Raw genomic sequence first — 10,797 nt, 5'->3', positions numbered from 1 at the left:
AGCGGGTGGTCGGCCCCGGCGGGGCGGACGGTCAGTGGGCGGCCAGGGCCGCCGCGACGACGTCGAGTCCCTCGGCGAGCAGCTCGTCGGGGATGCTCAGCGGCGGCAGGAAGCGAATGACGTTCCCGTATGTCCCGCACGTGAGCACGATGACGCCCGCCGCGATCGCGGCCTTCGCCACCGCCGAGGTGAGGGCGGCGTCCGGCGCCTGGGTCTCGGGATCCACGAACTCGGCGGCGATCATCGCGCCGTGGCCGCGCACATCCCCCACGCGCGGATCCGACGCCTGAAGGGACTCGAGGCGGGCGCGCAGGATCCCCCCGATCTGCTGCGCCCGCCCGAGCATCCCTTCGTTCTCGAAAGCATCGATGGCGGCCAGCGCCGCGGCGCACGCGACCGGGTTGCCGCCGTAGGTGCCGCCGAGTCCGCCGCCGTGCGTGGCGTCCATGATCTCGGCGCGACCGGTCACCGCCGCGAGCGGCATGCCGCCCGCGATCCCCTTCGCGGTCGTGATGAGGTCGGGGACGACTCCGAAGATCTCGCTCGCGAACATCGCCCCCGTCCGGGCGAAGCCCGTCTGGACCTCGTCGGCGATGAACACGACGTCGTTCGCGCGGCACCACTCGACGATCGCGGGCAGGAACCCGTCGGCGGGGACGATGAACCCGCCCTCCCCCTGGATCGGCTCGATGATGACGGCGGCGAGGTTGTCGGCGCCGATCTGCTTCTCGATGAGGGAGATCGCCTTCGCCGCGGCGTCCGCCCCGGTGAGGCCGTCGCGGAAGGGGTACGAGGCCGGGCTGCGGTAGACCTCGGACGCGAACGGACCGAAGCCGCTCTTGTAGGGCATCGACTTCGCGGTGAGGGCCATCGTGAGGTTGGTGCGACCGTGGTAGGCGTGGTCGAAGGCGACCACGGCCTGCTTGCCGGTGAACTTGCGCGCGATCTTGACGGCGTTCTCGACGGCCTCGGCGCCGGAGTTGAACAGAGCGGTCTTCTTCGCGTGGTCGCCGGGCGTCAGCCGGTTGAGCGCCTCGGCGACGGCGACGTACGACTCGTACGGCGAGATCATGAAGCACGTGTGGGTGAACTGCGCGACCGCGTCCTGGACGGCGGCGACGACACCGGGGTGCGCGTTGCCCACGCTCGTGACCGCGATGCCCGAGCCCAGGTCGATGAGCGAGTTGCCGTCGGCGTCGACGACGACGCCGCCGCCGGCGGCGACCGCCTCGATCGGGACGGTGTGCGCGACGCCCGCGGCGACGGCGGCGGCCTTGCGCTCCAGCAGCTCCTGCGAACGCGGACCGGGGATCGCGGTGACGATGCGACGTTCCTGCGGAAGGGCGGGACCGCCCAGGAGGGTCGGGGAGGAGGTGCTCATGCGGGGAGCGTATGCGGGCGGCCCGCGAGGACACACCCGCCGCAGTGTACATTCTGGGAGTGCGCGCGTACGTCGCGTACATCGTCGACGGGGTCGCCCGTCCCTGCCCCGGAGGCGCGCGTGCCCGAGTCCGACCCGCCCACCCTGCCGACGCTGCGGGCTCTCCTGGCGCGCGCCGACCTCGATCTGCGCCTCGCCTCGCTCGAGGCGGACCTGCCCCACGACGCCCTCGACACCCCGCTGCGCTGGGTGCACTCGTCGGATCTCGCCGACCCCACTCCGTTCCTCGCCGACGACGTCCTGCTGCTGACCACGGGAACGCAGTTCGTCGGCGACGGCCCGTCGGTCGACACCGACGGCTCGGCGTTCCGCGGCTATGTGACGCGGCTGCGGGCCCGCGGCGTGCGCGGGCTCGGGTTCGGCACCGAGGTCGTGCGCGACGGGATCCCGCCGGGCCTCGTCGACGCGTGCCGGGACGAGCGTATGCCGCTGTTCGAGGTGCCCTACCGCACCCCCTTCATCGCACTCGCCCGCGCCAACGCCGAAGCGATCGCCGCGCAGGCGTACGCGCGGCGCAGCTGGGCCCTGTCGGCACAGCGGGCGATCTCGCTCGCCGCGCTCCGGCCCGACGGACTGGGGGCGACCGTCGCGGAGCTCGCCAGGCAGCTCGGCGCGTGGGTCGGCCTGTACGACGCGGCGGGGACCCTGACGCAGGGGCATCCCGCAGGGCTCGACGACGCGGCGCGCGCCGCCCTGGACGTCGAGGTGGGAGCGGTGCTCCGGCGCGGTGCGCGCGCCGCCTCGCAGTTCGATCTCGACGGGACCCGCGTGAACATGCAGACCCTCGGGCGCGGGGGGCACCTGCGCGGCCTGATCGCCATCGTGGGCGCCGACCTCGACCTCGAGGCGCGCAGCGTGGTGACCGCGGTGATCGCGATGGCGGGACTCGCGCTCGAGCAGAACGTCTCCATCGGACGGGCACGCACGGCGCTGCGGGCGGGGCTCGTACAGGCGCTGCTCGCCGGAGACCCGCAGCTGGCCCGGAGGGTGTCGCGCGAGCTGTGGGGGCCCCTTCCGACAGCGCCCGTGCGGGTCGCGGTCGCGCGCCTCACCCCCTCCCGCGCGGACGCCGCGACGGACTGGCTCGAGCTCCGCGTGGCCGAGCAGCGGGGCGTCCTCTTCCACGGGCGCGGCCCCGAGGGACACGTCCTCGTGGTTCCCGCCTCGGAGAACGCCGCCCTCACCGCCGTCGCCGGCCTGTTCGACGCCGCCGTCGGGTGCTCCGATCCGACGGACTACCCCGAGTTCGCCCGGGCGCACGGTCAGGCGGTCGTCGCCGTGCAGCGCGCACAGCCGGGCGTGGTGTCCGACTTCGCCGATGCGGCCGCCGGCGGCGTCCTCGCGGCGCTCGCGACCGATGACGGCCGCGCCCTCGCCGACGCGCGACTCGCCCCCTTGCGCGCGCACGACGCCGCGAACGGCACCGCCCTGGTCGAGACCGTGCGCACCTGGCTGGAGCGCGACGCGCGCATCGACGAGGCCGCGCAGACGCTCGGCATCCATCGGCACACGGTCCGGGCCCGCGTCGCCCAGGCCCAACGGGTGCTGGGGCTGGACCTGAGCACCTTCCCCGCGCGCGCCGAGCTGTGGGCGGCCCTCGTCGCCACCTCGTGACACAGGTGCGGTTCCGGGGGCCGGTCGCGGGGATTCGGGGGCCGGTCGCGGGGATCCGGGGGCCGGTCGTCGGATCGGTGGGGCGAGCGGGGTCTGCCGACACCCCGGAGGCGACACCCGCCCCACCGGTCCGACGACGAGCACGCCATCGGGCAGGTGGGGGTCAGCAGCCGCAGCTCTGCCGGACGACGAGCCGGGGCGCGAAGACGGCATCGAACCGGGTCTCGCCCTCGGGCGGGGCTCCCGCATGGCCGGCCAGGATGCGCGCCGCAGCGCGCCCCATCGCCTCCATGGGCTGACGCACGGTCGTGAGGGTGGGCGTGCTCAGCCGTCCCGCCAGGATGCCGTCGAACCCCGTCACGACGACGTCGGCGGGCACCTGGAGACCCTGCGCGCGCAGCACGTCGATCGCGAGGAGGGCGTGCTGATCGGTCGAGCAGACCAGGGCGGCGGGCAAGGCGCCGCCGTCGATCAGGGCGTGCAGCTGCTCGACGAGACGGTGGTCGCCCTGGACGGTCGCATCGATCGGCTCCGGCCGCGGTCGCAGTCCCCGGCGGCGCAACGACGCCTCGTACTCGGCGAAGCGTTCGATCCCGTCGCTGCTCTCGAGGCGTCCGACGAACGCGATGTCGTCGATCCCGTGGGTCTCCACGAGATGGTCGACGATGTCGCGCATGCCCCCGCGGTTGTCCACCCGGACGCGGTGGTACGGATCGTCGTCGGGTGCGACGCTGAAGAGCACCGTGGGCATGGCGACCGGCAGCCGGGCCAGCGCCGACGGCAGGGCTGCGGAGGGGAAGATCGCCAGACCGTCGACGCGTCCGGCGGTGTCGGCGACCGAGACGTCGCTGTCCGTCCCGCTCGAGATCATGACGGGGCGCCCGAGCATCCAGCATTCGAGGGCGAAGCCGCGCTGCACCTCGTCGACGTAGAGCGGGAACGCGCGCGGATCCGACAGCGGCTCGTCGTCGCTGAGGCCCCACGGGATCACCCCCGCGCCCAGCGGAGGTCGGTGCGCGCGCTCGGACGGATCGGCCCGCTCCCCCGGATCGGCGCGCTCGAGCATCAGGTCGAACGCGTGCAGGCCGAGGGTCCCGGTGCGACCCCGCGCGAGCCCGCGCGCCGCGGCACTCGGCGCGTAGCCGAGCCGGCGCGCGGCGGCCAGCACACGATCGCGCGTCGACACGGACAGGCGATCGGGATGCCGGAAGGCGAAGGACACCGAGGCGATGGAGACCCCCGCCTCCTGCGCGACGTCGTAGACGGTGGGCCGGTGCGGCGGCACAGGCGGATCCGACATGGTCGTGTCCTCCTCGTGACGCAGGCCGCCCCCGCCCCCTACGCGCGCGCGGCCCCCAGGGTCAGTCCGAAGTGGACCGGGAAGAGCGGGTCCTCCGTATCCGACGGTACATCCTCGCGCGAGGCGCGCACGGCGTCCATCGACCGCGGAAGCTCCACCGGAAGCCGGCCCTCCGGCGCGATCCGGCCGGTCAGCGCGTCCAGCACGGCGGCCCCCGAACTGCCGAAGTCGGCGGCGATCGCCGACGCGAACTCCGCGAACGGCGTCAGCACGGCGGCGCGGTCGAGGTTCGCGACGATCACGAGGGGGCACTGCTCGGCGATGCGTCGCATCCGGTAGACCCGGCCAGGCGGGAACTCGAGCGAGCCCTGGTGGAACCAGGCCTCGAGGAACAGGTCATCGCGGGGGTCGAACGGGGCGCCGAGCCGCACGAGGGCGAGATCCGCATCCGCCGGATCCGCGACGAGCTCGCCGAGCTCGGCGACGTCCTCGGGCCGGAACCCTTCGACGTACACCCGAGCGACGGGCCGCAGCGGCAGCGTCGGCGCTCCGGTGGCATCCTCGCGGTTGACGAGCAGCGTCAGCGATCGCGCCTGCGCGCGCTCGCCCTGCGCCCGGAAGTCGGCGTTGCCGACGATGCGCTCGGCCTCGTCGGGGTCGACGTAGGGGTCGTCGAAGAGGCCGAGCCGGAACTTCACGAGCAGGATGCGCCGCGCCGAGGCGTCGACGCGCTCCTCGGCGACCCGGCCCGAGCGGACGAGGTCGATCAGCAGATCGACGCACTCCTCGCCGCCGAACTGGTCGGCGCCGGCATCGAGGATCTTCGCCATCCGCTCTGCGGGCGTGAGCTCCTCGACGCCCCAGGCCCGGGCGGGCAGCACCTGGTCGCCGACGTGGTTGTCGTTGACGAGCTCCCAGTCGGTGACGACGACCCCGTCGAAGCCGAGCTCGCCCCGGAGCAGGTCGGTGACGATCTGGCGGTTGTAGCCGAAGCCGACCTCCTCGATGTGCTCGCCGCCGCGTTCGAGCCCGACGGGCATCCCGTAGTACGGCATCATCGCGGCCGTGCCGCGGCGGATCGCCTCGCGGAAGGGCTCCAGGTGGTACTCGAACATCCCGCCCGGGTAGACCTGCTCGCGTCCGTACGGGAAGTGCGCGTCCTCGCCGTCCTTCTGCGGGCCCCCGCCGGGGAAGTGCTTCGTCGTGCAGGCGACGCTGTCGACGCCGAGCTCGTCGCCCTGGAAGCCCTGCAGATAGGCGGCCGTGAACTCCGCGACGCGCTGCGCGTCCTGGCCGAGCGTCTGCGCCTGCCTGCCCCACCGGGGCTCGGTCGCCAGATCGATCTGCGGATGCAGGGCCGCGCGGATGCCCACGGCGCGGTACTCGCGGCGGGCGATGTCGGCGAACTCGCGCACCGTCTCGACGTCGTCGATCGCGGCGAGGCCGAGCCCCTCCGGCCACTGCGAGAAGGGGCCGGCGGCGAATCCCACCCCGGTGTTCTCGACGAAGGCGTGCCGGGGATCCGTGCTGATGGTGACCGGCACGCCGTGCGGGGTCTGCTCGGCGAGCGCCTGCAGATTGTTGTTCCACACGGCCGCCTGCCGCGCGCTGCGGATCGCGTGGACGTTGAAGTGCGAGAGGTTCTTGCCGACGACGACGGTCGTGGTCGGCGACTTCGAGATGAAGCCGGGGGCCTCAAGCAGCTCGCCGTCGGCGCCGACCTCGATGACGGTCTGGAACATCAGGCCGCACTTCTCCTCGAGGCTCATCCGCCCGACCAGGTCGTCGGCGCGTTCCTCGGGGCTGAGGCGCGGGTCCTCGTAGGGGTCCATGACGCCGTTGCCGTTGAGGTCGCGGAAGCGGGTGCCGTCGGGGGCGGTGGAGAGGGAGGGTGTCATCGGATGCCTTTCTCGGGCGGAGTGCGGGCGAATGGTTCGTCTTCGAACGGGGCACTTCTTGTTCGTCATCGTGTTCGTCATCCACGCTAGTTATGCGCTTAACTCCGGTCAACCCCCCTCCTCGTCACTCCCCCGGCTGTGGCGCGGCGCCGGGACCCGCGCCGGTCGTCGGAGAGATGGGGCGGGCGAAGCCGACGAGACGCCACGGGGTGACACCAGCCCCACCGGTCCGACGACCGGCACCCGGACCCCGACCCGACGCCCACCTCGGACGTCAGATCGAGGCGTCGTCCAGGTTGTCGGAGAGGATGCCCAGAACCTGGGCGCGGACGGCCCGGGCCCGCTCGCCGAGGGCGCCGGCGACGGTGTCGACGAACGCCTCCACGAACGCCGCGTGGGCGACCCGCGAGGTGTGGGCGAGCTCCTCACGGAAGCTCACGCCGGTCGGGGCGATCACCAGAGACAGGTCGGACAGGTCCGCCAGCGGGCACGAGGCGAAGGAGGTGACCGCGACCACGCGGGCTCCGGCGTCTCGCGCCCCGGCGGCCGCGCGCAGACTCGACACGTTCGCTCCCGACCCGCTGACCACGACGCACACGTCGGCGGAGGACAGCTGACGCGCCGCGATCTGCTGGGCGATCGCATCGGGGATCACCTCGGCGGGGCGTCCGACGGCGGTGAGCCGCATGGCCAGATCGCTCGCGACCGGCGCGGACAGTCCGTTGGCGATCACCAACAGGCGGGAGGCCTCGGCGACCATCCGCACGGCGTCGGCGATGTCGCCGTCCGACATCATGCCGGTCGCGCTCGCGAGTCCCTGCGCCGTCCGGGCGAGGGCCGCGCGGATCTCACCCAGGGGGCCGTCGCCGTGGTCGTCGTCGTGCGGGGGCTGCGCGCCGAGCTCCGCCGCGAGAGCCACCCGCAGCTGCGGGTACCCGCGGTACCCGAGAGACTGACAGGCACGCACGACGGACGAGCGGGCGACGCCCGCGCGCTCTGCCAGCTGTTGCGCCGTGAGCTCGACGACGGCGTCGGGTTCGGCCACGATCAGGTCGGCCACCCGCCGCTCGGTGGGCTGGAGCGTGTTGCGCATCGCGGCGATGCGCACCGTCGTCGGTGCGTCAACGGACACGCGGGCCCTCCATGATTCGCCGGCGGAGCATGCCGCTCACGGCATCGATCGCCATCGTCACGACGATGACCACGATGAGCAGCATCCCCACGGTGGACCACTCCCGGTACTGGGTGTAGGACGTCAGCATATCGCCGATGCCGCCGACGCCGATGAGGCCCAGGACCGCCGACGAGCGCACATTGATCTCGAAGCGGTAGAGCCAGAACGACAGGAACACCGGCTGCGCCTGCGGCCACACGCCCCAGCGCAGCACCTGCCCCGTCGACCCGCCCGCCGCGCGCGCGGCCTCGATGGGGCCCGGCGGCACGGCCTCGACGGCCTCGTACCCCCACTTGCCGAGGGTGCCGACACCGTTGACGGCGAGCGCGAGCGCACCCGTCAGGGGCGTGAGTCCTGTGACCGACAGGATGATGATCGCGATGATCAGCTCGGGGACGGCACGGATGACGGAGAAGACGAGCCGGAGGATGCCCCGCAGCCACGCCGGTCCGAACCCGCGAGCGGCGAGGAGGCTGAGCGGCGTCGCGATCAGGATGCCGAGGACGGTCCCCACCCAGGCCATCTCGATGCTCCGCCACGTCTGCCAGAGCGCCTCGGGCAGCTTCGACCACTCCGGCGCGGAGAACATGAGCCAGAGGTAGCGGCCGATGTCGGCGGGGAGGTCGGCGAGCCGGTCCCACGAGACCTGCACGGACCAGAAGGCGACGACGACCACGACGGTCACGACGATCGCGGCGAGCATCCGCCACGGCGACCGGGGGCGCGGAGGGACCCGCACCGCCGTCGGCGTGCGGGGGGCGAGGACGGTCATACGAGCCTCCGGCGGATCGCATCGCTCACCAGGTCGATCGCGATGACGACGACGAGCACCTCGAGGATGATGAGCGAGAGCTGGTCGTAGCGGTAGAAGGTGCGCACCGCGTCGATGAGCAGGCCGATGCCGCCGGCACCGACGAGCCCGAGGACCGTCGAGGCGCGCACGTTCAGCTCGAACACGTAGAGCGTCTGCGAGACGAACGCGGGCCAGGCATCCGGAAGCGCGATGGCGCGGTTGATCTGGGCCTGGGTGCCGCCGGCGGCGCGACCCGCCTCGATGGCGCCGGCATCCGTCGCGTCGATCGATTCGGAGACGAGTTTGACGACGATGCCGATGTTGAAGATCGCGAGGGCCAGGATGCCCGGGAGGGCGCCGACTCCGACCATCGCGACGAGCACGGCGGCGTAGACGAGTTCGGGAACGGCCCGCACGACGTTGAGGAACGCCCGCACCGCGCCCCGGAACACGGGATGCGGATTCGTGGGGCGCGCCGCCCAGAACGACAGCGGCAGCGAGACCGCCGCGCCCACGACGGTGCCGAGGACCGCCATCTGCAGCGTCTCGATCATCGGCGCGACCGTGCGCGGGAAGAACGCCCAGTCGGGCGTGAGCAGGGCGACGACCTTGTCCGCTCCGTTGCGCCAATTGGCGAGGATCGGAGCGAGGTCGAGTCCGACGCCGATGCCCGGCAGGCACGTGATCACCGTGATCGCCGCGACGACGGCCACAGCGATCCACGCTCCCGCGCGGCCCCGCGGGCGAGGAGGGACCGCGAGTGCCGCGCTCATCGATCCAGCCGATCGTCGCCGGTGAGCGAGCGACCGTAGATGTGCTCGAAGTCCGCGTCCGTCGCACTCGCAGCCGGACCGTCGAACACCACCTCGCCGGCGCGCATGCCGATGATGCGCGCCCCGTACTGACGCGCGAGGTCGAGCAGGTGGATGTTGACGAGCACGGTGATGCCGAGGTCGGCGTTGATCCGCCGCAGGTCACCCATCACGCCGTGCGCCGTGGGCGGGTCGAGACTCGCGACCGGCTCGTCGGCCAGGACGATCCGGGGCTGCTGCGCGAGGGCGCGGGCGATGGCGACACGCTGCTGCTGACCCCCGGACAGCGCCGAGGCGCGTTCCCACACCTTCGACAGGATGCCGACGCGGTCGAGCGCCTCGAAGGCGACCCGCCTGTCCGCGTCGCGATACGCCCCCACCAGGGTGCGCCACCGCGGCGTGTGGGTGAGCCGGCCGACCAGCACGTTGTTGAGCACGGAGGTGCGTCCGGCGAGGTTGAACCCCTGGAAGACCATGCCGATCTGTCCGCGCAGCGACCGCAGTCGACCGCCGCGGGCCGTGTCGACGCGCTGCCCCCCGACGGTGACGGTCCCTTCGGTCACGGGCACGAGGCCGTTGATCGTGCGGATGAGCGTCGACTTGCCCGAGCCGGAGAGGCCGACGATGCAGACCATCTCGCCCGGGGCGATCTCGAGGTCCACGCCGCGCAGCCCCACGGTGCCGTTCGGATAGCGGACGGAGACCCCGTCGAGGCGGATGCCCCAGGGCACCGAGGCCGCAGCCTCGGTGCCCTGGGCGGGGACGGGAGAGGTCACTGCAGTCCCAGCTGCTGGGCGGCGCGGGCGACGACGTCGAGCGACGCGGGGTCGGCGGGAGCGAGCTTCGTGATGGAGTAGATGCTCTTCAGGACCGCGGAGCCCGCCTCGGTGTTCGAGTAGTCCGCGAGCGCCGTGCTGATCTTGTCCTGAAGCTCCGGGGAGAGGGTCGACGAGACCGCGACGCCGTCGTTGGGGATGGGGTCGCTCAGGGCGAACACGACGACCTTCTGGCCGACGTCGGGGGTGTCCTTCTTCACGATCGTGCGCGCGTCCCAGAAGCTGAAGCCGACCTCGGCGTCGCCCTTGTAGACGGCCATGACCGAGGCGTCGTTGGCCGTCACCGGGATCTTCTGGAAGCCGTTGTCGATGTCGACTCCGGCATCCTTCAGCGCGAGCATCGGGTAGATGTAGCCGGCGGGCGAGCCGGGACCCAGCACGGCGACCTTCGCGCCCGTCACCTTCGTGATGGCGTCGAGGCCGCTCGGGGTCGCGAGGGTATCGGTACCGTTGCAGTACAGCATCCCGTCCTTGTCGACGGGGGTGTCGGCGCAGTACTTGGCGGGGTCGTTCGTCATGAACTGGGCGGGATAGGTGATGGCGCCGTTGCGCTCGGTCTGCAGGACGACCTTCGCCCCGTAGCGGTCGCTCGCCTGCCACAGCTGGAGCGACGGCAGGAAGCCGATCTGCGCCTGGTCGGCGCCCATCGCCTCGACGGCGGCCTGGTAGTCCTTCGACACGACTCCGGTGACGGGGATGCCGAGGGTGTCGCTGAGCATGTCGGTGAGCGGCTTGGCGGTGTCGACCAGGCCGGCCTGATCCTGCGAGGGGACGAGGGCGAGCACGAGCGAGCTCGGGTCGGCGGGGGCGGCCGAGCCCGACGCGTCGGAGCCGGCGGAGCCGGTGGAGCAGCCGGCGAGGAGGGCGGTGGCGGCGAGCGCCGTCGCGGCGGTCGCCGCGAGGCGGGAGCGGGTGATGCGCATGAGGGT

Annotated in this window: 9 protein-coding genes; 1 reads left to right on the top strand and 8 read right to left on the bottom strand. The window is 72.7% G+C overall.

The window, feature by feature from the left end; genetic code table 11:
* Positions 1-31 precede the first annotated feature (31 nt).
* On the bottom strand, positions 32-1,381 hold the full coding sequence (gabT, locus tag WFI00_RS06105; RefSeq protein WP_336631445.1) for a 4-aminobutyrate--2-oxoglutarate transaminase: 1,350 nt from the start codon (positions 1,379-1,381) through the stop codon (positions 32-34).
* A 120-nt stretch (positions 1,382-1,501) separates the two neighbouring features.
* Here gabT and WFI00_RS06100 point away from each other — a divergent pair, with 120 nt between their 5' ends.
* Entirely contained in the window at positions 1,502-3,055 is a 1,554-nt protein-coding gene (locus WFI00_RS06100; RefSeq protein ID WP_336631444.1) for a PucR family transcriptional regulator, read from the top strand.
* A 163-nt stretch (positions 3,056-3,218) separates the two neighbouring features.
* On the opposite strand, the gene WFI00_RS06095 is transcribed toward WFI00_RS06100, so the two are convergent.
* From WFI00_RS06095 to phnD, 7 genes are all read right to left on the bottom strand, one after another.
* A complete protein-coding gene (locus WFI00_RS06095; protein WP_336631443.1) occupies positions 3,219-4,355 on the bottom strand; it encodes a LacI family DNA-binding transcriptional regulator in 1,137 nt (378 codons plus the stop codon).
* Positions 4,356-4,393: 38 nt separating this feature from the next.
* Positions 4,394-6,253, bottom strand: a complete 1,860-nt coding sequence (locus WFI00_RS06090; RefSeq protein ID WP_336631442.1) for a glycoside hydrolase family 3 protein — start codon at positions 6,251-6,253, stop codon at positions 4,394-4,396.
* A gap of 274 nt (positions 6,254-6,527) precedes the next feature.
* Complete coding sequence (locus tag WFI00_RS06085; RefSeq protein ID WP_336631441.1) at positions 6,528-7,385, bottom strand: MurR/RpiR family transcriptional regulator; 858 nt, start codon at positions 7,383-7,385, stop codon at positions 6,528-6,530.
* Positions 7,375-8,199, bottom strand: a complete 825-nt coding sequence (phnE, locus tag WFI00_RS06080) for a phosphonate ABC transporter, permease protein PhnE (RefSeq protein ID WP_336631440.1) — start codon at positions 8,197-8,199, stop codon at positions 7,375-7,377. The genes WFI00_RS06085 and phnE (WFI00_RS06080) overlap by 11 nt, the downstream gene beginning before the upstream one ends.
* A complete protein-coding gene (gene phnE / locus WFI00_RS06075) occupies positions 8,196-8,993 on the bottom strand; it encodes a phosphonate ABC transporter, permease protein PhnE (RefSeq protein WP_336631439.1) in 798 nt (265 codons plus the stop codon). The genes phnE (WFI00_RS06080) and phnE (WFI00_RS06075) overlap by 4 nt, the downstream gene beginning before the upstream one ends.
* Positions 8,990-9,808, bottom strand: coding sequence for a phosphonate ABC transporter ATP-binding protein (phnC, locus tag WFI00_RS06070; RefSeq protein WP_336631438.1), 819 nt, complete (start codon positions 9,806-9,808; stop codon positions 8,990-8,992). Before phnC ends, phnE (WFI00_RS06075) begins: the two co-directional genes overlap by 4 nt.
* Complete coding sequence (gene phnD, locus WFI00_RS06065) at positions 9,805-10,791, bottom strand: phosphate/phosphite/phosphonate ABC transporter substrate-binding protein (RefSeq protein WP_336631437.1); 987 nt, start codon at positions 10,789-10,791, stop codon at positions 9,805-9,807. Before phnD ends, phnC begins: the two co-directional genes overlap by 4 nt.
* Between the last annotated feature and the right edge of the window lie 6 nt (positions 10,792-10,797).

Origin of the sequence: Microbacterium sp. MMO-56 (assembly GCF_037146215.1) — a bacterium.
In the GTDB taxonomy this organism is placed as follows: Bacteria; Actinomycetota; Actinomycetes; order Actinomycetales; family Microbacteriaceae; genus Microbacterium.
Note: the sequence above shows the minus strand (reverse complement) of the source record. Positions and strands in the feature narration are given on the sequence as shown.